Origin of the sequence: Nocardia salmonicida NBRC 13393 (assembly GCF_001613085.1) — a bacterium.
GTDB lineage: Bacteria > Actinomycetota > Actinomycetes > Mycobacteriales > Mycobacteriaceae > Nocardia > Nocardia salmonicida.
Genome location: NZ_BDBR01000002.1, coordinates 92759 through 111740 on the forward strand (window position 1 = coordinate 92759; position 18982 = coordinate 111740).

Genomic DNA, 18982 nt, shown 5'->3' on the forward strand with positions numbered 1-18982 from the left:
ATTCGGCTGCTGCCACGACGTATTCGGCTGGTGCACCGGGAAATTCGGTACGTGCCCGTGGGCCGAATCCGGGCGAGGGGAATGCGGTTCCCCCAGCCCGGTTCGGATGCCCTCGGTGGTCGTTCCATCGACCGTCGCGAGCGTCAAGGCGTGCCGACCGTGGTCATTTCGGCGGGAATCGCAGTGCGCCGTCGAGGCGGATCACCTCGCCGTTGAGGTAGTCGTTCTCGATGATGGACTGCACCAGCTGCCCGTATTCCGGCGACTGCCCCATCCGCTTGGGATGCGGTACCTGCTTGCTCCAGTACACCTCCAGCTGCTCGGCCGCCTTGCCGTAGGCGGGAGTGTTGAAGGTGCCGGGGGCGATCGTGACTACGCGAATGCCCAACGGGGACAGGTCGCGGGCCGCGACCAGGGTCATCCCGACCACGCCGCCCTTGGCCGCGGCGTAGGGGAGTTGACCGATCTGACCCTCGTAGGCGGCGATCGAGGCGGTGTTGACGATGACGCCGCGGCTGCCTTCGTCGAGCGGTTCCTGCTTGGCGATGGCGGCGGCGGAGAGTCGCAGCACATTGAACACGGCGGTCAGATAGAACTCGATCGTGGTGCGGAAGCCGTCGAGCGCGAGGGGGCTGCCGTCTTTGCCGACGAGTCGTCCGCCGCTGGCGGGACCGCCGTGCGTGTCGACCGAAATCCGCAGCGGGCCGAGGGATTGCGCCTCCTCGATGGCGGCCTGCACGGACTCCTCACTGGTGGCGTCGGTGTGCACGTAGCGGATGCCGAGTTCGTCCTCGAGTTCCTTGCCCTTGTCGTCGGCGACGTCGGCGACGACCACCTTCGCCCCCGCGGCGTGCAGGCGGTGAACGGTGGCCGCCCCGAGCCCGCCGGTGCCGCCGACCACGATGGCGGAACTACCACTGATATCCATGTTGTTTCCCTCTCTTGAAATTAGCACTCTCTTGCTGTGAGAATAATGTTCTCATGAATATTGGCATGATCCTAGACATGGCCGCCTCGGCCGGGAGTCGATCGGTGATCACGGTCGACGACCGCTCGCTGTCCGCGGCAGACCTGCTCGACCGCGCCCGGCGAGCGGCCCCTCGCTTCCATGAGCACCCCGCGGTGCTGTATCTGGGCACGAACCACCTGGCCTATCCGGTAGCGCTGTTCGGCGCCGTGCTGGCCGGTGTGCCGTTCGTGCCGTTGAACTACCGGCTCGGCGACGCCCAGCTGAGCGCACTGCTCGAACGACATCCGGGCGCGCTGATCTTGCGACCGGAGGACCTCGACGCCCTGGTGGCCGTCGACCCCGCGCAGCCGGGCCCGCTGGAGCTGCCGACGCCGTGGGACGCGGACTCGGTGGCGGTGATCCTCTACACCAGCGGCACCACCTCCGCGCCCAAGGCGGCGCTGCTGCGGCACCGGCATCTGATGGCCTACCTGCTCAACACCGTGGAGTTCGGTGCCGCCGCGACCACCGATGCGACGCTGGTGTCGGTGCCGCCGTATCACATCGCGGGGCTGACGAACCTGCTCTCGAACCTCTACGCCGGACGCCGGGTGGTCTACCTGTCCGCGTTCGACCCCGCCGAGTGGCTGGCGACCGTTCGCCGGGAACGGATCACGCAGGCGATGCTGGTGCCGACCATGCTGGCCCGCATCGTCGGCGAGGTCGAGGGGCCCGACGCGGGCACTCCGACCCTGGCGACGCTGGCCTACGGCGGTTCCCGGATGCCGCGCCCGGTCCTGGACCGCGCGCTTCGGGTGTTCCCCGAGACCGGCTTCGTCAACGCCTACGGACTCACCGAGACCGCGTCTTCCGTCGCGGTCCTCGGGCCGGAGGATCACCGTGCCGCCGCCACCTCCGACGACCCGCTCGTTCGCGACCGGCTCGGTTCGGTGGGTCGCCCACTTCCCGGCATCGAGTTCGAGATCCGCAGTGCCGCAGATGAACCCGTAGCGGTGGGGGAGCCCGGGCTGGTCTTCGTCCGTGGTGAGCAGATCTCGGGCGAATATGGCGGACGCAGCGCCCTCGACGCCGACGGCTGGTTCCCCACCGGCGATCTCGGCAAGCTCGACGACGCCGGCTACCTGTTCATCGAGGGTCGCGCCGACGACACGATCATCCGAGGCGGGGAGAACATCGCACCGGCCGAGATCGAGGACGTGCTCCTCGAATACCCCGGCATCACCGAGGCCGCGGTCGTCGGCGTGCCCGATCCGGAATGGGGTCAGCGCCTGGTCGCGGTGGTCGTCGGGGTCGGCGACGAGGCGCGGATCAAACAGTGGGTCAAAGAGCGGCTGCGCTCGTCCAAGACACCCGACGTCATCGTGTTCCGCACCGAGCTGCCCAAGACTGACACCGGAAAACTATTGCGACGCAACCTTGTTGCCGAATTGGAGGACACCCGTGCCTGAAGCAGTCATCGTCTCCGCGCTACGCACGCCCATCGGGACCGCACGGAAGGGGACACTGCGCGACACCGACGCCTTCACGCTGGCCGATCATGTAGTCGCCGCCGTGGCCGACGGCCTCGATCCGAGCCGAATCGACGACGTCGTTCTCGGGGAAGGCCGCTACGGCGGCGGAGTGCTGGCCCGGCACGCCGCGGTCACCGCCGGGCTGACCACAGTGCCCGGCCTCGCCACGAACCGGCACTGCGCGGCGGGGATGGCGGCGGTGCAGTCCGCCGCGGCGAGCATTCGCGCGGGCATGGACCGGCTCGTCATCGCCGGTGGCGTGAACTCCGACTCCACCGCGCCACGCCTGCGTTTCCGGGTGGGCGAGGACGAATGGCTCGAGCCCTGGACCTCACCCAGTCACCCCGATCGTCCGGATGCGCCGAATCTGGACATGTCCATCACTGTCGGCTGGAACGCGGCGGTCAAAGCCGGTATCTCGCGCGCGGAAATGGACGCCTGGGCGCTGCGCTCGCACCGCAATGCCATCGCCGCCATCGACGAGGGGCGCTTCGCCGACGAGATCGTGCCGATCAAGACCCCGCACGGCCTGTTCGAGGTCGACGAGCACCCACGGCGCGACACCACGCTGGAGAAGCTGGCCGGATTGAAGGTTCTGCACCCCGAGATCGAGGGTTTCAGCATCACGGCGGGCAATGCCGCGGGCGCCAACGACGGCGCCGCGGCGCTGGCCATCGCCAGCGATCGTCTCGGGCTGCCCGCGCTCGGTGTGATCCGGGCCTGGGCATCGGTCGGGGTCGACCCGGCCGTCACGGGGCTGGCGCCCATCGAGGCGATCGCGAAAGCTGTTTCCCGGGCCGGTATTTCGCTGTCCCAGGTGAGTTTGTTCGAAATCAACGAGGCGTTCGCCGTGGTGCCCCTGGCCACGATCAAGGCACTCGACATCGACCCGGACCTGGTCAATGTCAGCGGCAGTGGATGCTCGCTCGGTCATCCGGTCGCGGCGACCGGTGCCAGGATGATCGCCACCCTGGTGCACGAATTGCGGCGGCGCGGTGGCGGTTTCGGTATCGCCGCGCTGTGTGCGGGCGGCGGAATGGGTTCGGCGACAGTCGTCGAGGTGGCCGCGCCATGAACGGTGACCGGGTGGCCGCATCGGCCACCCGGTCGGTTCAGGCCTTGGCGAACCCGAACGCGCAGAAGTCCCAGACTTCACCCGCGGTGATCGGGTGCGCGGAGTCCTCGTCGGTACCGCCCGCCGACTGCGCGGTGAACATGACCGTCTGCATCACCACGGCGGCCATGCGGCGCGGGTTGAGGTCATCGCGCAGCGCACCGGCCTCCTTGGCCTGTTCCATCAGGTCGGTGAACAGGCTCAGCAGTGGCGCGTGCGCGATCTTGACCTGGGTGGGATGCGAGACCAGCAGTTGCGGCGCGAAATCGGTGAACAGCGGACGCTGCGCGACCGGGTCGGGCCTACACAGTTCGAACAGCAATTCGACGGTGACCCGAAGGCGGTCCAGCGGTTCGGTCTTGCCCTCGGCGGCCGCCGCCAGCTGATCCGCGGTCCGGTTCAGCGCGTCCTCGAACAGGGCGAGCAACAGCTCGTGCTTGCCGTCGAACTGCAGGTAGAAGCTGCGCAGTGACTGACGCGAACGGTCGACCACTTCTTGGACGGTGAAGTCGGTGGTGCCCTTTTCGGTGATGATGGCCTGCGCCGCGTCGAGGAACTTTTGCACCCGCTGCTCGGCGCGCAGTTTCGCCCCGCGGATGGACCGCTCGACGGCCCGCTGCTTCCAGGCGGGCTCTTCGCTGACGCTGGTCACGGTCGCCTCCATCCTCGGTTATGTGTGCAGAACATGGATGCACTGTACCGGAGAACGTCATATCCATCGGTGGTCAGCCCTGCGTGTCCGCGATCTTGGAGACCATTACTTTCTTTCTAAGAGAATGCTATTCTCCGTACTGTTATCGACATCAGCCGACAAGGAGGCCCTCCGGATGCTCGTGGAGTTCGACTCCGATCAACGGCTGTGGCAGGAGACTGTCCGCGCCGTTCTCGCCAAGGAGTGTCCGCCCGCACTGATCCGTGCGGTCGTGGACAAGGACGCCGATCCGGCCCCGCTGTGGCATACCTATGTCGAGCTGGGCTGGACCGAATTGACCGACGCCGCCGACGCGGTGGAACTGGCCATCGTGCTCGAGGAGCTGGGCCGGGCCACCGATCCGACGCCCTATCTGGCGACCCTGAGCCAGTTCGCCCCGCTCGCGGCACAATTCGCGCAGGGCCCTCGCTCGGGGACGGCCGTGTTCACCGGTGTCACGGTGCAACGCGACGGCTCGGACTGGGTGCTCAACGGCACCGGCCACCATGTCCTCGACGGTGATCGAGCCGAGCAGTTCGCGGTCGTCACCGATGTCGGGGTGTTCGTCGTGGAGGCTTCCGAGGCGATCGCCCGGCGCACAGCGGTGTTCGACCCGGTCCTGCACCTCGCCGACGTGAGCTTCGTCGGGGTACGGGTGCGCGACGACCGCCGCGTCACCACCGTGCCGGAACGCGCTCGCCATCTCGCCCTGACCGGTTTGGCACTGACCATGGTCGGTGCCTGCCAGCGCATTCTGGACCTGGTGCTCGAGCATGTGCGCACGCGTCAGCAGTTCGGCGTCGCGCTCGGCTCGTTCCAGGCGGTCAAGCACAAGGCCGCAGACATGCAGATCGCCATCGAACGGGCAAGGGCGCTGGCCTATTTCGCGGCGCTGACCATCGCCGCTGATGATCCACGCCGCCGGATCGCGGCCTCGATGGCCAAGGCCGCCGCCGGTGAATGCCAGTCCCTGGTGTTCCGTCACGGTGTGCAGTTGTTCGGCGGCATGGGCTTCACCTGGGAAAACGACCTGCAATTCGCGCTCAAGCGGGCCAAGGCCGGCGAGCTGCTGCTCGGCGGCGCGCACACGCATCGGGCGCTGATCGCCGAGGAGTACCGTGCAACTGACTTTTGACGCCGACGTCGAAGCCTTCCGGGCCGAATTCGTGGCCTTCCTGGCCGAGAACCTGCCCGACGCGGCGGTCGCGGGAGCGGACCGGGCTGGTTCCAGCGCCGATATTCCCGGCTGGGCTCGCGAGTGGCAGCGTCGCCAATTCGACAGCGGCTGGCTGCTTCCCGGCAACGCCCCGGAATACGGCGGCCGCAACGCGACCCTCGTGCAGCAGTATGTGCACCTGCAAGAGCTGTCCAAGCGGCACATGTATCACAGCTTCAACCCCCAGGGACTCGGCATCATCGCCGCCTCGTTGCTCTCCTTCGGCACCGAAGAGCAGAAGAAGAACTGGGCGGTGCCGATCCTGCGCGCCGAGATCACCGCGGCGCTCGGCATGAGCGAACCGGGCGCCGGGTCCGACCTGGCCGGTCTGCGGACCCGCGCCGTGCTCGACGGCGACCACTTCGTCGTGAACGGGCAGAAGGTCTGGACCTCCGGCGCCCACGACGCCGACGTGCTGCTCACTTTCGTCCGTACCGACCCGGACCTCCCCAAACACAAGGGGATCAGCGTGCTGCTGATCCCGACCGACACCCCGGGGGTGACGCGGCGGCCGTTCGCCTCGATCTGCGGTCCGCACGACCTGGACTTCAACGAGGTGTTCTTCGAAAACGTGGTGGTGCCCGCGGAGAACCTCGTCGGCCCGCTGCACGGTGGCTGGGGTGTGGCCAACGGTTCGCTCGGCCACGAGCGCACACTGCTGTGGCTCAGCTTCGCCGAGCGGCTGCGGGAACTGATCGAAGACTTCCGGCCGAGCACGGTGCTAGAGCGCGACCACTACGCGACGATGGTCATGGACAACCAGGCCTTGCGCCTGCTCGGCTCGGCGGCACTGGCTCGCGCGGCCCGCGGCGACCAGGACGTCGCCGCGCTGTCGGTGCTCAAGGTGTTCGGCTCTGAGGCCGTGCAGAGCGCGGCGGAGCAGACCCTGCTCGCGGCGGGCTCGGACGGGCTCGTGCATCCGGCCATGACCGCGCCGTTCAATCCGCTGAATCTGGACAACTTCTCGTGCAGTTGGTTCGAGCGTTACGCGCGTAGCTTCGCGGGCACCATCGCCGGCGGCACCTCGGAAATCCAACGCAACATCATCGCCGAGCGTGTGCTCGGTCTCCCTCGGAGCTGAGGAGCTCGCTGTGTACATCCGCTACGAAGTCGCCGACAAGATCGCGACCATCACCCTGGATCGGCCGGAGGCGGCCAACGCCCAGAACTCGGACCTGCTCGACGAACTCGACGCCGCGTGGACCCGCGCCGCCCAGGATCCCGAGGTCGCGGTGATCGTGTTGCGCGGCGAGGGTAAACACTTCTCGGCCGGTCACGATCTGAAAGATCGCTGGCCCTCCTCCGACGACATCACCCTGGAGTGGATCTATCAGAACGAGAGCCGACGCTACCTCGAGTACTCCCTGCGCTGGCGCAATGTGCCCAAGCCGTCCATCGCCGCGGTGCAGGGCCGGTGCATCGCCGGTGGTCTCCTGCTGTGCTGGCCCTGCGACCTGATCGTCGCCGCCGACGACGCGCTGTTCTCCGACCCGGTCGTGCTCATGGGCATCGGCGGCGTCGAATACCACGGGCACACCTGGGAACTCGGCGCGCGCAAGGCCAAGGAGATCCTGTTCACCGGCCGCGCGGTGACCGCGACGGAGGCCGAACAGGTCGGCATGGTGAACAAGGTGGTGCCGCGGGCCGAGCTCGACGAGCAGACCCGCGCGCTCGCTACCCGGATCGCCGCGATGCCGTCGTTCGGCTTGCGGCAGGCCAAACGCGCGGTCAACCAGACGCTCGACGTCCAGGGCTTCTACGCCGCCATCCAGTCCGTCTTCGATGTGCACTCGACCGGTCACGGGAACGCGTTGAGCGTGAACGGCTTTCCGATCCTGATGGCGCTGGACGAGATGAAACAGAAGATCGAGTGATCCGTCGCTCATGAAGAGAGGTTCCACCAATGCGAAATACACTGCGCCGCAAAGCGATGGCCTGTTGCGGTCTCGCGGCGATCGCCGTCGTCACGGTCACCGGCTGTGGCTCCGACGACGAGGGTTCGAGTAGTTCGTCGACCACCTCGGCGGTCGCCACCTCGGCCACGACCGCGGCGGCCGACCCGGCTGCGGTCAAGTCCATCACCGATGCCTACGTGCTGTTCTTCGACGGCAAGGCGCCGGCGGACAAGAAGGTCGCGGTCGTCGAGAAGGGTGCCGCGTTCACCCCGCTGCTGCAGGCCCAGGCGGCCAACCCGCAGGCGCAGAGCACCTCGGTCACCGTGGGCGGGGTGAAGCTGATCGACGCCGACAATGCCGACGTCACCTATTCGCTGCTCATGAACGGCACCCCGGTGCTTCCCGATCAGACCGGTCAGGCGGTGCGTGAGGGCGGCCAGTGGAAGGTCGCCGCGGCCACCTACTGCGCGTTGATGGCGATTCAGGGCGGTACCTCGCCGGCTTGTTGAGGTAGCCGAAACAGTGTGGCGCTCAGCGGTTTTCCGCTGGGCGCCACACGTGTGCGCGGGGTGTGGCGAACGGCTGTCGATCACCGCCGCAAGGATTCGACATCGATCTTTCGTCAAAGTGTTAACTTTATTCTCTCTGAGTGAGAAGATGATTTCCGATATGGAGAGCGTCGACCGTAGACGCCTCGTTCGATGAGGAGCAGGGCTCGGCCGCCGAGCTTGTGTCAGGAGGACATCGGTGAGATCGCAGCGAATATTCGTCGCCTTGATGGCGACTACGTTGTTGGTGGCGGGCTGTAGCGGCCGCACCGGCAGTGGCGTCGAAGAGACCGCCGCACCGGGCGGCAAGGCGGTGACGAGCGAGTTCGGTGATCTGACCGGCGTCTGTCAGTCCGGCACGTCGACGAGTTCGCCCGCGCAGGGGGTGACGCCGCAGCAGATCGAAGTCGGTGTGTTCACCGACATGGGCTTCACCAAGAACCCCGAACTGGTCGATGCCGCCAAGGTCTTCACCTCCTGGTGCAACGACAACGGCGGAATCAACGGTCGCAAGCTGGCTTTCAACATCCGTGACGCGAAACTGCTCGAGGTCCGCCAGCGGATGCTGGAAGCCTGCCGCGAGGACTTCGCGCTGGTCGGCGGCTCCGCCGCACTCGATTCCCTCGGGGTCAAAGATCGGCTCTCCTGCACGCTGCCCGAGTTCCCCTCACAGGTGAGCCAGGCCGAGAACACCGGTTCGGATCTCCAAGTGGGGTCCGGCGCTTCCTCCGCGCGCCCCTACGACACCTACGCGGGCATGCATCAGTGGCTGTTCAAAGAGGCGTACCCGGCGTCGGCGGCCGCTGTCGGCATCATCGTGGCCGACTCGCCGGTGGTGAAATCCATGGCGGATCGGTACGGGGAGTCGTTGCCCGCCGAGGGCGCGACCCTGATCTACAACGACCTCTACCCGGCGGCCGGAGTCTCGGATTGGACGCCCTACGCACAGTCCATCAAGGCGAAGGGCGTGAAGGGCCTGATCTTCCTCGGTGACTTCCGCAGCCTCGCCAAGCTCGAGGATGTGCTCACCAGCATGGACTACAAGCTGGACTGGGTCGACGTCACCAGCAACGCCTACACCCCCGCGTTCCTCGAACTCGCCCGCACGTCCCTGTCCGCCCAGAACAACTTCGCCGACCTGTCGGGGACGGTGCCGCTGGAGTCTGCCGACAGTGCCCCCGCGGTGCAGCGGGCGAAGGATCTGTACGCACGGTACGCACCCGACGGGAAACTGACCTACAACGGGCTGCGCTCGCTGATCCAGTGGCTGTTGTTCGCGAAGGCGGCTTCGAGCTGCGGTGACAACCTCACCCGCACCTGCGTCGTGGAGACCGCGCGCAAGGAGACCGCGTGGACCGCGGGCGGTTTGCAGGCTCCCGCCGACATGTCGACCCACACCGTGCCGCCCAAGTGCTTCAACGTGATGAAGGCGACCGCGCAGGGCTGGACGATCGCGGACTTCAAGCCCGACACCGGCCCGTTCCGCTGCGACATGAAGCCCTACGTCTACACCAAGGAATACGGCCGCCCGCTGACACTGGCCGACGTCGGCAAGAGCATGAGCGACGTCAAATAATGGAGCAGTTCATCGCTTTCGGCATCGTCGGGCTCAGTACCGCCGCGATCTACGCCATCATCGGTAGCGGCCTGGTCCTGACCTTCACCACGACCGGTGTCTTCAACTTCGCGCACGGCGCGGCGGGCATGATGTCGGCCTTCGTGTACTGGCAGTTCACGGTGGGCTGGGGCGTGCCGACGCCGATCGCGGTGGCCCTGGTGTTACTGGTGTTCGCGCCGCTGTTCGGGTTGGCGTTCGCGCAGGCACTGGCGCCGACCCAGGGGCTCGGCGACGCCGAGAAACTGGTCATGACGGTGGCGTTGCTCAGCGGCCTGATGCTCACCGCGCGCTGGATCTGGAATCCGGACGTGGCGCGCACCCTGCCGCGGTTCTTCGCCGAGCAACGTCCGCTGCACCTGGGATCGGTGACCATCACCTGGCATCAGGCGTTGACGATGGTCGTCGCGGTGGCCGTGGCCGTCGCTCTGCGCATTCTGCTGTACCGGACCAGAACCGGCGCGGAGATGCGGGCCACCGTCGACGATCGGGCCCTGGTCGGGCTCACCGGCGCCGACCCGCAGCGTGCCAACCGGGTGGCCTGGATGCTCGGCATCGAGTTGGCGGCCGTCGGCGGTATCCTCATCGCGCCGATGGTGGCCCTGGACGCGGCGCAGCTGTCGTTGCTGATCGTCAGCGCCTACAGCGCCGCGATCTTCGGGCGGCTGCGCAGTCTGCCGATGACCTTTCTCGGTGCGGTCGTCGTCGGCTGCCTGGAGAGCTACCTCACGGGGTACCTGCCGCAGAACGAGTATCTGCCCGGATTGCGGCTGGCCGCGCCCGCGCTGCTGCTGCTGCTCGCGCTGCTGTTGTTCCCGCACGGGCGGTTGCGTGGGCGTGATCGGCGGTTGAGCCCCGTGCCGCTGCCGACTGTGCGTGGTTCGGCCGTGTTCGCGGTCGTCGTCGCGGTGGTCGGGGTCATGCTCGCCACTTTGCTCAGCGAAGCGGATCTGATCACCTACGGCCTGATCTTCGCCTTCGGGGTGATCGCGCTGTCGTTCGTCCCGCTCGCCGGTTTCGCGGGCCAGATCTCGCTGTGTCAGCTGAGCATCGCCGGGATCGGCGCGGTTGCCTACGCGCATCTGGGGGCCGACGGGCAATGGTGGGCGTTGCTCGCCGCCATGGCGATCGCGGGCGCCGTCGGCGCGCTGATCGCGTTGCCTGCGCTGCGGTTGTCCGGGGTGTATCTCGCGCTCGGCACGGCCGCGTTCGCGGTCGTGCTCGACCGCTGGATCTTCACCCTGCCGTCGTTCGAGGTGTTCGGGGTGCGGATCGCCCTGTTCGATCAAGGATCGGTGGATCTGGTCGGCCCCAGCCTGTTCGGGATCCAGTTGACCAGTACCGCGCAGGTGACCGTTTTCGCGGCGGTCGTGCTCGGGCTGGCCGGATTCGGGGTGGCGATGCTGCGCCGGAGCCGACTCGGCAGACGGTTGATCGCCCTGCGCGACAGCGAGGCCGCCTACGCCACGCTCGGAGGGAACCTGCTGGCGGCCAAGATGCTGGTGTTCTCGCTGTCGGCGGCGATCGCCGGACTCGGCGGGGCGCTCTACGGTATGCAGTTGCGGTCGGTGACCGCCGAACAGTTCGGATTCGTCGCCGGCCTGCCGATCTTCTTGATCGTGGTGATCGCCGGGCTCGGCGCGGTCGGCAGCGGCTTGTTCACCGGCGCCGTCTATTCGGGACCGCTCAACGCGATTCCGGTGCTGTTCCCGGCGCTGATGAACCTCGTCCACGTGTTGCCCGCGCTGGGTGGTATCGCGTTCAGCGGTGGATTCCTCGGCCAGGGCGCGTTGGCGCATATGCGCCGCGAATGGGCTGCGGCACTGCGTGATCGAGTCGTGATGGCGGTGCTGATCGGCGGCCTGGCCCTGCTGTGGGCGCTGCGCGTGGGTGACGTCGTCAACGGCTACGTGTTCACCGCCGGCGCGCTGATCGCCGCCATCGTCGTGCCGCGCTGGGCGAGTCGGCGTAACCGTCCGCCCACGCCCGCGCAGGTGCCGGTCGAATGGCTCGGCATCGAACGGCCGTGGACCACAGCAGACAAGGAGATGCTCGATCGTGGCATCACTACTCGAAGTTGAGGAGGTCTCGGTGACCTTCGGTGGTCACCGCGCCCTCGACCGGGCCGGGTTGTGCGCCGAGGCGGGCCGGGTGACCGGCCTGATCGGTCCGAACGGCGCGGGCAAGAGCACCCTGTTCGACGTGATCTGCGGGTTGCGGCGACCGGTGACCGGCCGGGTCACGATGAACGGCCGCAATGTCACCCGGCTCGGGCCCGCCCGCCGGGCCGGGCACGGGCTGGCACGGACCTTTCAGCGGCTGGAACTGTTCGGCCGCTTGAGTGTTCGCGACAATCTACTGGTCGCCGCCGAGCTCGGACGACACCGGCGCGACGCCGCCAGGATCGTCGACGAACTCCTCGGCAGGCTCGGCCTGGACGAGGTCGCCGACACCACCGCCGACGAGCTGCCGACCGGTACCGGTCGGCTGGTCGAGGTGGGCCGGGCGATGGCGGCTCGGCCCAGCGTGGTCCTGCTCGACGAGCCGGCGGCCGGCCTGGACCACACCGAAACCGAGCGGTTCGCCGCGCTGTTGCGGTCGCTGGCCGACGACGGTGTCGCGGTTCTGCTCGTGGAGCACGACATGGGCCTGGTCATGAACGTGTGCGATCAGCTCTACGTGCTCGACCTGGGCAAGATCATCAGCTCCGGTCCGCCCGAGGTGATCCGCCGTGACGCAGCCGTACTCGCCGCCTACCTAGGAGAAGGATGACCTTCGCACTCGAACTACACGGTGTCCGTGCGGCTTACGATGCGATCACCGTGCTGCACGGGCTCGACCTGCGGGTCGCCGCGGGCGAGGTGGTCGCGTTGCTCGGGCCCAACGGTGCGGGCAAGACGACCACGCTGCGCGTCGCGGCCGGGGTACACGCGGTCACGACCGGCCGACTCGTGCTCGGCGGCCGCGACGTCACCGGGGCAGACCCTCGCGATCTGGCCGCCGCCGGGGTCTGCCTGATCCCCGAGGGGCGTGGCGTGTTCCCCAACCTGTCGGTGAGCGACAACCTGCTGATGATGACCTTCACCGGCAAGACCCACGCCGAGATCGAGGAGGTGGCGTTCAGCCGATTCCCGATTCTCGCCCAGCGCGCCGATCAGATCGCCGGCACGATGTCGGGCGGCGAACAGCAAATGCTCGCCCTTGCCAGAGGATTGGCCACCGATCCCGCCGTGCTGCTGCTCGACGAACTGTCCATGGGCTTGGCCCCGTTGGTGGTCGAGCGACTCTACGAGCAGGTCGCCGAGATCGCTCGGCAAGGCGTGGCGGTGCTGGTGGTCGAGCAGTTCGCCGCCGCCGTGCTCGACATCGCCGATCACGCGGCCGTGCTGGTGCGTGGCCGCATCGAATACCAGGGGCCCGCCGACGGCGAACTCCGTCGCGAACTGGCCAACCTCTACCTAGGAAGTCAATGATGACCGAAACACGTGCCGACCGCTTCGCCCGCGAACTGGCCGAATTGAAGATCCCCGATCCGGCCGCTGGCCGGGGCAGTCTGTGGCTGCGCCTCGGCGCCGTCCTGATGGTGGCGGGCCCGGCGCTGGCCGTGCTGTCCTATTTCCTGGCGCACAACACCTCTGATCCGCTCGCCCAGCGCGACGCGCTGGCGCTGGCACTCACCGGAGTGGCGGGCAGCGTCGTCGGCGCCGCACTGTTCGTGCGCTACTCGCTGACCGGTGTTCTTCGCTTCTGGATGGCGCGCCAGTCCTACGACCTCGACCGGCTCGGGGATCGACTGTCGGAGAACCGGATTCAACTCGACGACACGGCCGCAGCGGCTCGATGAGGATCTGATCGGGAGCGCCCCGGGGTGGGGAGCGCCCCCGATCAGCGGTCCTCCCCGCGGGGTTCCCGCTCGTCGAGGAACGACAGGACGCCATCGGCATCGGACTCGGTGCCGATCACCGACTGCCAATGGCTGAGTCTGCGGGTGTCGCGGAGAACCCGAACTTCGTCGTGGCCGAGGCGATGATGACGTCGCTGCCGTGCAGCAGTTCCAGCCCGCCGCTCACCGCGGTGCCGTTGGCCGCGCCGATCACGGGAATGCGGTGCCGGCCCGTGGCCAGTCGGACGAACGCGGCGTACTGCGGACCGCCGAGGAAGTCGGCGCCGTCGGCCGAGGTCATGGCCTGCGCTCCGAATCGAGGAATTGGGCGTCGATGGCGGTGTCGAGTGCGCCCATGGGCGCGCCGAGTTCGGCGGCCAGCATGCGCACCACGGCGACGTCCTTGCGGATGAATTCGCCGACCGAGGCCCTGAACGCGGCCACCGAGCCTTTGGCCGCGACGCTCGCGGCGGCGCGGCTGGCCCCGCTGGCGTGCTGGAGGGCCGTGAGTACGGTCGATTCGTCCACGCCGAGTCGGGCGGCCAACTGGACGGCTTCGGTGACCAGGCCGAGTTGGGCCGCGAAGAGCGCGTTGTTGACCAGCTTCACCCGCTGCCCCGTGCCGAGTGGGCCCACGTGCAACACCGGGTCGCCGTAGCATCGCAACACGGGTCCGGCACGGGCGACGGCCTTTTCGGTGCCGCCGGCGAACAGGGTGAGGGTGCCCGCGTCGATATCGGGTGGTCCGCCACTGATCGGAGCGTCCACGACGCTGATATCGCGAGTAGCGGCCAGCGCGGCGACATCTTCGATGGTTCGTGGGCTACCGGTGGTGTGCACGATGAGCACCGACCCTGTCGGCATGCTCGACAGCAACGGAGTGTCGAGACAGACTTCACGGACCTGATCATCGGTGAACACGCAGATCACGACCGCGGCGGCCCCGGTGCCGACCGCCGCGGTGAACGACACCGGCTCGGCGCCCGACGCGGTCACCCGCTTGCGCGCCCCGCTGGACCGCCCGAGCGCGCGCACCTCGTGTCCGGCCGCGACGAGGCGGCGCACCATCGGAGCGCCCATTCGCCCCACCCCGACGAACCCCACCCGAAGGGCAGTCACCGAGCGTGACCGATCAGGTTCAGCGTGGCATCGGCCGCGGTCAGCGCCACACCGGTGTCCGCGTCGGACCCGGTCGCGAGATCGGCGAGTAGTTGGATGTCTTTGCGCAGCGTGTGCCCGGCGTGCTCGCCGATCCGGGCCATGGTGCCCGCCAGGATGCGGCCGAGGGCGAAACTGTTCGCTGACCCGTGCGCGATCACCTCGCCGAGCTTGGCCTCGTCGACACCGAGGTCGCGGCCGAGCGCCAGGGTGCTCGCCGAGGTCGCGAGATTGGCGGTGAACAACAGATTGTTGAGCAGTTTGGTGACCTGGCCTGCCCCGATATCGCCCAGGTGCACAACAGGATCGGCGTAGGTCTCGAACACCGGTCGACACAGATCGACCGCTTCGGTCGGGCCGCCGACCATGACGAGCAGACGCCCCTGGGCGACCGCGGGCGCGCCACCACTGACCGCCGCGTCGATCAACGTGACACCCTGTGCCGCGGCCTTGTCGGCGAGTTCGCGGCAGGTGTCGGGATGAATCGTGCTGTGCACGGCCACGATCGCGCCCGGAGCCAGTCCGCCGAGTACTCCGTCCTCACCGGTCAGGACGTCGCGGATGTCGGCGTCGTTGCCCACGCACAGGCAGACCAAGTCGCTGGCCTGTGCGAGGGCGCGCGGCGTAGGGGCGACCTCGGCCGCGGTGTCGGCGAAAGGCTCGAGCGTGGCGGGTCTACGGGCCCACAGGGTGGTCCGGTACCCGGCCGCCACGATCCGCTGCGCCATCGGCGCACCCTGACTACCCAATCCGATGAATCCGACGCGCATCAGCGCACCTCCAGTTCGAATGTGCCGCTCACGCAGTCTGTTCGGGCTGTGGACGCCAGAACAGCGCGAGCAGTCCCGCTGTCGACACGACGGCTACGCCGAGGGCGATGCCGCCGCCCGCCCAGCCGGTGACGGTGATATCGGCGGCATGGTCGATCGACAGCCGCCCCGGTCCGAGGAAGGCCAGCGCCAGCGCCACCACCGCCAGGACTAGCACGTACTCGTACCCCTCCTTGAACACGAAGAATCCGTTCGCCCGGTGCGCGAGCAACCCGGCGACGAGCATGACCGCGATCACCGCCGCGCACGCCAGTGGCGTACCGAGGCCGAGGATCAGCAGCACGCCTGCCCCGACCTCGGTGAGCACACTCGCCCACGCCTGCAGGACCCCGTTACGCAGGCCGAGGCCGGCGAACCAGCGGGCCGTGCCCGCGATCCGGCCGCCGCCGAGCCAATGATTGAGTCCGTGCGCGATCATCGTGGCGCCGACGACCAGCCGCAGCAGGGTCGGCGCCACATCGGTGACATCCATGAGTTACCTCCTGAGCCACGACTGCGCGGCTCGATCGAATCAGTTCTCGCTGGTCAACAGGAGCACACCGCTGGGCGTCAGACCACCGCTGCTGGTCACCGCGACCCGCGCACCGGCGACCTGTCTCGGCCCGGCCTCCCCGCGCAGCTGGCTGACCGCCTCGTGCAACAACCCCATGCCGTGGGTCCGGCCGTGCGAGAGCTGGCCGCCGTGGGTGTTGAGGGGGAGCAGGCCGTCGCGGGCGATGTTCTTGCCACCCTCCAGGAAGTCCTTGGCCTCGCCGATCCCGCAGAAGCCGAGGGCTTCGATCCAGGACAGGCAGTTGAAGGTGAAACCGTCGTAGAGTTCGGCGACATCGACATCGGCCGGGCGCAGTGAGGTACGCGACCACAGGTGCGCGGCCTGGCCGAGGACCTGCGGTTCGTGGGTGAGGGTGCTCTGGTCCCACTCGATCCGTTCGAGGATCTGGGTACCGACCGCGGCCACCCGCACCGGCGGTTTGGCCAGATCCGGGGTGGTGTCGATCGCCGAGACCAGCACGGCGACAGCTCCGTCACAGGGCACGTCACAGTCGTAGAGCCCGAACGGGGTGGTGACCGGTCTGGCCTCGAGGTAGTCCTGCATCGTGAGCGGATCGCGGTAGACCGCAGTGGGATTCAGCTCGGCGTTGGCTCGTTGGTTCAATGCGATCCAGCCCAGCGTTTCCCTGGTGGTGCCGTAGCGGTGGAAATGTCGTTGGGCGTTCTGCGCCAACGTATGCGCGGCCGAGGTGGCGCCGAAGGGCATCATCCAACTCGTGGTCCGGCCGCCCGTCGGCGTGATCTTGCCGGTGCGGATCAGCTCGTTGTACGTCGCCTCCCACACGGTACGGAAGCACAGCACGTGCCGGGCCAGACCGCCGGCGACGGCCAGCATCGCCGCGATCACCGACCCGCCGGGACCGAAGGTCTCGAAACCGCCGTTGTACCAGGTCGGTCGGAGACCGAGCGCGGCCTCGAGCGCGCTCACCCCGCCCTCGCCGAAACCACCGACATTGCCGCCACCGGGATAGGTCGACAGGCCGTCGATGTCGGCCATGGTGAGACCGGCATCGGCGACGGCGCGCTCGCACGCTTGCATCGTCAGCGACAGCGGCGAAACCATCAGACGCCGACCGATATCCGACATGCCGATGCCGGTGATGGCGACCTTGTCCTCGAACTTGTCCCGGCCGATCATCGGCCGCACGTGCTCGCCGAACCGGTTCGGCTCGATCTCGTCGGTGGGCAGGGGTGCGGGTTCCGGCTGTTCGGTGGTGGGCCGGAACAGCGGCAACCACACGTCCGCGTCCTGTTCGAAGACGACCTCCATCCGCATCCCCAGCACGAGGTCGGCCGGATCGCAGCCCACCACATTGGTGGTGAGCCGGACCCGGGGATCCTCCTCGACCGCGACCTGGGCCACGACATACGGCGCGGTCAGCCCCGGCACGCTGAACCGTTGGTTGACGGTGAAGCCGATGAGTGTGGCGAAGCCGGAGACATCGCGGACACCGAGGGTGTGCCCGTGGCAGTACCGGCACACCGGCTGCGGTGGATGGATCAGGGCCGCGCAAGAACCGCACTCCTGGATCCGCAGGCGACCATCGGCGCCTGCGGTCCAGAAGAATTCGTTCTCCGCGGTCACCAGGGGCAGTGGCCGCCCCGATGCCTCCGACATCTCGTTCCTCACTGTGTGCCGGCGTCCCGCTGGGCCGTGACGGGTGCCGCGAGTTGCTCCTCGTCGCAGATCTTCTGCAGTTTCACCAGCGTGTCGTCGAGCCCGAGCCCGAGGCGTGGTCCGGGGGTGAACGTCGCCGGAAGGTGCCGCATGCCCTGGATGACCCCGATGGTGTCGTAGTGCACCGTGGTTTCGGGATCGCAGCGGTAGTCCGGCATCCGGTCGAGAACGGCGAGCAGCATGCGCTTGAACACGGTGCGCGCCACGTTCGAACCGATGCACCGGTGGACGCCGAGCCCGAAGCTGTAGTGCCGGTTGCGTCGTCGGTCCAGGATGACCTCGTTCGGGTCGTCGAAGACGGCCGGATCACGATTGGCCATCGCCCACGACAGCCACACCCGGTCGCCTTCCTTGAACTCGGTGCCGACGACCTCGCAATCCTCGGCGATCGTGCGCCCGTCACCCGGGGCGGGCGTGTAGTAGCGCAAGAATTCCTCGGTCGCGGAATCGAGGAGATCGTCTCGATCCCGGCTCAGCGTCTCGCGCTGGTCCGGGTTCTCCGACAGCCACTCCAGGGCATGGGCGGTGAGCGCGGTCGTGGTGTCGAAGCCACCGCCGATGAGCAGCCCGAGCATGCCGAGCATTTCCATATCGGGGAGCTGTTCGCCGTTCATCGTCGCGTTGTTGATCGCGTTGATCAGGCCGGGTCGTGGGTTCTCCCGGATCTCGAACAGGTTCTGCAACAGGTCGATTCCCATCGTCCGGTGCATTTCCGCCACCCGCGGATACTCCGGGGAATCCGGCGGTGTGTACACCGACGCATGGGCCGGCTCGTTGTAGATAGTCCATTTCGCGAGCGGGATGCCCAACATGCCCAGCGTCAGCACGGCGGGCACGATATTGGCCAGGTCGTCGACGAAATCGATCCGGCCCGACTCGATCTTCTCGTCGATCGCGGCCCGCACGATCTCGTCGATGAACGGGATCCAGCGTGCGACGGCCGCGGGGGACAGGTAGGGGTTCAGTGCCGAACGCACCTCGCGATGCTCGGGCTCGTCCATCTCCAGGATGCCGCCCCGAACCCCGCTGGCCCGTGGGGCTTTCGGAATCGAGATGCCCTTGTAGCCGCGCCGCACCCCGGCCGTATCGTGGTCGTTGGAGATGTGCGGGCAGCGTGCGAGTTCGAAGACTTCACGGTTGCCCGCCGCGACCCAGTGCCCGTCGTGGGTGTCGGTCCAGGCGATCGGGCATTGTGCCTGCATGGATTCGGTGGTCGCGACGAATTCGTCGCGGTATCCGGGGGCGAATCGATCGAACGAGAAATTCGGTTTCTTGCGTGCCTCGTCGGTCGCCACATCGTTGACGCTCATGGCGGTGTCCT

19 protein-coding genes are annotated in these 18982 nt (G+C 67.8%); 11 read left to right on the forward strand and 8 right to left on the reverse strand.

Features of this window, described 5'->3' with window-relative positions:
- Positions 1-163: 163 nt before the first annotated feature.
- Positions 164-928, reverse strand: coding sequence for an SDR family NAD(P)-dependent oxidoreductase (locus tag NS1_RS01035; RefSeq protein WP_062980664.1), 765 nt, complete (start codon positions 926-928; stop codon positions 164-166).
- A 53-nt stretch (positions 929-981) separates the two neighbouring features.
- Here NS1_RS01035 and NS1_RS01040 point away from each other — a divergent pair, with 53 nt between their 5' ends.
- The gene (locus NS1_RS01040; RefSeq protein ID WP_062980665.1) at positions 982-2418 is read left to right on the forward strand and encodes a class I adenylate-forming enzyme family protein; all 1437 of its coding nucleotides are present in this window, start codon (positions 982-984) and stop codon (positions 2416-2418) included.
- Positions 2411-3556, forward strand: coding sequence for a thiolase family protein (locus NS1_RS01045; RefSeq protein WP_062980667.1), 1146 nt, complete (start codon positions 2411-2413; stop codon positions 3554-3556). Before NS1_RS01040 ends, NS1_RS01045 begins: the two co-directional genes overlap by 8 nt.
- Before the next feature lie 37 nt (positions 3557-3593).
- Here NS1_RS01045 and NS1_RS01050 read toward each other — a convergent pair whose 3' ends face one another.
- On the reverse strand, positions 3594-4247 hold the full coding sequence (locus tag NS1_RS01050) for a TetR/AcrR family transcriptional regulator (protein WP_174551921.1): 654 nt from the start codon (positions 4245-4247) through the stop codon (positions 3594-3596).
- A gap of 175 nt (positions 4248-4422) precedes the next feature.
- On the opposite strand from NS1_RS01050, the gene NS1_RS01055 reads away from it, so the two are divergent.
- From NS1_RS01055 to NS1_RS01095, 9 genes are all read left to right on the forward strand, one after another.
- Complete coding sequence (locus tag NS1_RS01055; protein WP_062981420.1) at positions 4423-5421, forward strand: acyl-CoA dehydrogenase family protein; 999 nt, start codon at positions 4423-4425, stop codon at positions 5419-5421.
- On the forward strand, positions 5405-6583 hold the full coding sequence (locus tag NS1_RS01060; protein ID WP_062980669.1) for an acyl-CoA dehydrogenase family protein: 1179 nt from the start codon (positions 5405-5407) through the stop codon (positions 6581-6583). Before NS1_RS01055 ends, NS1_RS01060 begins: the two co-directional genes overlap by 17 nt.
- 10 nt (positions 6584-6593) lie before the next feature.
- The gene (locus NS1_RS01065; protein WP_056815067.1) at positions 6594-7376 is read left to right on the forward strand and encodes an enoyl-CoA hydratase; all 783 of its coding nucleotides are present in this window, start codon (positions 6594-6596) and stop codon (positions 7374-7376) included.
- A gap of 29 nt (positions 7377-7405) precedes the next feature.
- On the forward strand, positions 7406-7906 hold the full coding sequence (locus NS1_RS01070; RefSeq protein ID WP_062980671.1) for an MTB12 C-terminal domain-containing protein: 501 nt from the start codon (positions 7406-7408) through the stop codon (positions 7904-7906).
- Between the two features lie 268 nt (positions 7907-8174).
- Positions 8175-9521, forward strand: a complete 1347-nt coding sequence (locus NS1_RS01075; RefSeq protein ID WP_056809123.1) for an ABC transporter substrate-binding protein — start codon at positions 8175-8177, stop codon at positions 9519-9521.
- Positions 9521-11641: a branched-chain amino acid ABC transporter permease gene (locus NS1_RS01080; RefSeq protein WP_062980673.1), complete on the forward strand. Its 2121-nt coding sequence runs from the start codon at positions 9521-9523 to the stop codon at positions 11639-11641. Before NS1_RS01075 ends, NS1_RS01080 begins: the two co-directional genes overlap by 1 nt.
- Positions 11619-12332, forward strand: coding sequence for an ABC transporter ATP-binding protein (locus NS1_RS01085; protein ID WP_062980675.1), 714 nt, complete (start codon positions 11619-11621; stop codon positions 12330-12332). Before NS1_RS01080 ends, NS1_RS01085 begins: the two co-directional genes overlap by 23 nt.
- Positions 12329-13033, forward strand: coding sequence for an ABC transporter ATP-binding protein (locus NS1_RS01090; RefSeq protein ID WP_062980677.1), 705 nt, complete (start codon positions 12329-12331; stop codon positions 13031-13033). The genes NS1_RS01085 and NS1_RS01090 overlap by 4 nt, the downstream gene beginning before the upstream one ends.
- Positions 13033-13404: a hypothetical protein gene (locus NS1_RS01095; RefSeq protein WP_218019880.1), complete on the forward strand. Its 372-nt coding sequence runs from the start codon at positions 13033-13035 to the stop codon at positions 13402-13404. Before NS1_RS01090 ends, NS1_RS01095 begins: the two co-directional genes overlap by 1 nt.
- Positions 13405-13519: 115 nt before the next feature.
- On the opposite strand, the gene NS1_RS01100 is transcribed toward NS1_RS01095, so the two are convergent.
- Genes NS1_RS01100 through NS1_RS01125 form a run of 6 tightly spaced genes read right to left on the reverse strand, consistent with a single transcriptional unit; the run spans position 13520 to position 18971 of the window.
- Complete coding sequence (locus NS1_RS01100) at positions 13520-13744, reverse strand: Clp protease/crotonase-like domain-containing protein (protein ID WP_062980682.1); 225 nt, start codon at positions 13742-13744, stop codon at positions 13520-13522.
- On the reverse strand, positions 13741-14562 hold the full coding sequence (locus NS1_RS01105) for an NAD(P)-binding domain-containing protein (protein ID WP_255284365.1): 822 nt from the start codon (positions 14560-14562) through the stop codon (positions 13741-13743). Before NS1_RS01105 ends, NS1_RS01100 begins: the two co-directional genes overlap by 4 nt.
- Entirely contained in the window at positions 14559-15371 is an 813-nt protein-coding gene (locus tag NS1_RS01110) for an NAD(P)-dependent oxidoreductase (RefSeq protein WP_062980686.1), read from the reverse strand. The genes NS1_RS01105 and NS1_RS01110 overlap by 4 nt, the downstream gene beginning before the upstream one ends.
- Before the next feature lie 28 nt (positions 15372-15399).
- The gene (locus NS1_RS01115; protein WP_056809107.1) at positions 15400-15903 is read right to left on the reverse strand and encodes a DoxX family protein; all 504 of its coding nucleotides are present in this window, start codon (positions 15901-15903) and stop codon (positions 15400-15402) included.
- A 39-nt stretch (positions 15904-15942) separates the two neighbouring features.
- On the reverse strand, positions 15943-17601 hold the full coding sequence (locus NS1_RS01120) for a thiolase C-terminal domain-containing protein (RefSeq protein ID WP_062980688.1): 1659 nt from the start codon (positions 17599-17601) through the stop codon (positions 15943-15945).
- Positions 17602-17609: 8 nt separating this feature from the next.
- Positions 17610-18971, reverse strand: coding sequence for a cytochrome P450 (locus NS1_RS01125; RefSeq protein WP_062980690.1), 1362 nt, complete (start codon positions 18969-18971; stop codon positions 17610-17612).
- Positions 18972-18982 lie beyond the last annotated feature (11 nt).

Coding starts and splice junctions, on each gene's coding strand:
- NS1_RS01055 (WP_062981420.1), top strand. CDS start 4,423: ATGCTCGTGGAGTTCGACTCCGATCAACGGCTGTGGCAGGAGACTGTC.
- NS1_RS01040 (WP_062980665.1), top strand. CDS start 982: ATGAATATTGGCATGATCCTAGACATGGCCGCCTCGGCCGGGAGTCGA.
- NS1_RS01080 (WP_062980673.1), top strand. CDS start 9,521: ATGGAGCAGTTCATCGCTTTCGGCATCGTCGGGCTCAGTACCGCCGCG.
- NS1_RS01035 (WP_062980664.1), bottom strand. CDS start 928: ATGGATATCAGTGGTAGTTCCGCCATCGTGGTCGGCGGCACCGGCGGG.
- NS1_RS01110 (WP_062980686.1), bottom strand. CDS start 15,371: ATGCGCGTCGGATTCATCGGATTGGGTAGTCAGGGTGCGCCGATGGCG.
- NS1_RS01115 (WP_056809107.1), bottom strand. CDS start 15,903: ATGGATGTCACCGATGTGGCGCCGACCCTGCTGCGGCTGGTCGTCGGC.
- NS1_RS01075 (WP_056809123.1), top strand. CDS start 8,175: ATGGCGACTACGTTGTTGGTGGCGGGCTGTAGCGGCCGCACCGGCAGT.
- NS1_RS01125 (WP_062980690.1), bottom strand. CDS start 18,971: ATGAGCGTCAACGATGTGGCGACCGACGAGGCACGCAAGAAACCGAAT.
- NS1_RS01070 (WP_062980671.1), top strand. CDS start 7,406: ATGCGAAATACACTGCGCCGCAAAGCGATGGCCTGTTGCGGTCTCGCG.
- NS1_RS01095 (WP_218019880.1), top strand. CDS start 13,033: ATGACCGAAACACGTGCCGACCGCTTCGCCCGCGAACTGGCCGAATTG.
- NS1_RS01100 (WP_062980682.1), bottom strand. CDS start 13,744: ATGACCTCGGCCGACGGCGCCGACTTCCTCGGCGGTCCGCAGTACGCC.
- NS1_RS01120 (WP_062980688.1), bottom strand. CDS start 17,601: ATGTCGGAGGCATCGGGGCGGCCACTGCCCCTGGTGACCGCGGAGAAC.
- NS1_RS01090 (WP_062980677.1), top strand. CDS start 12,329: ATGACCTTCGCACTCGAACTACACGGTGTCCGTGCGGCTTACGATGCG.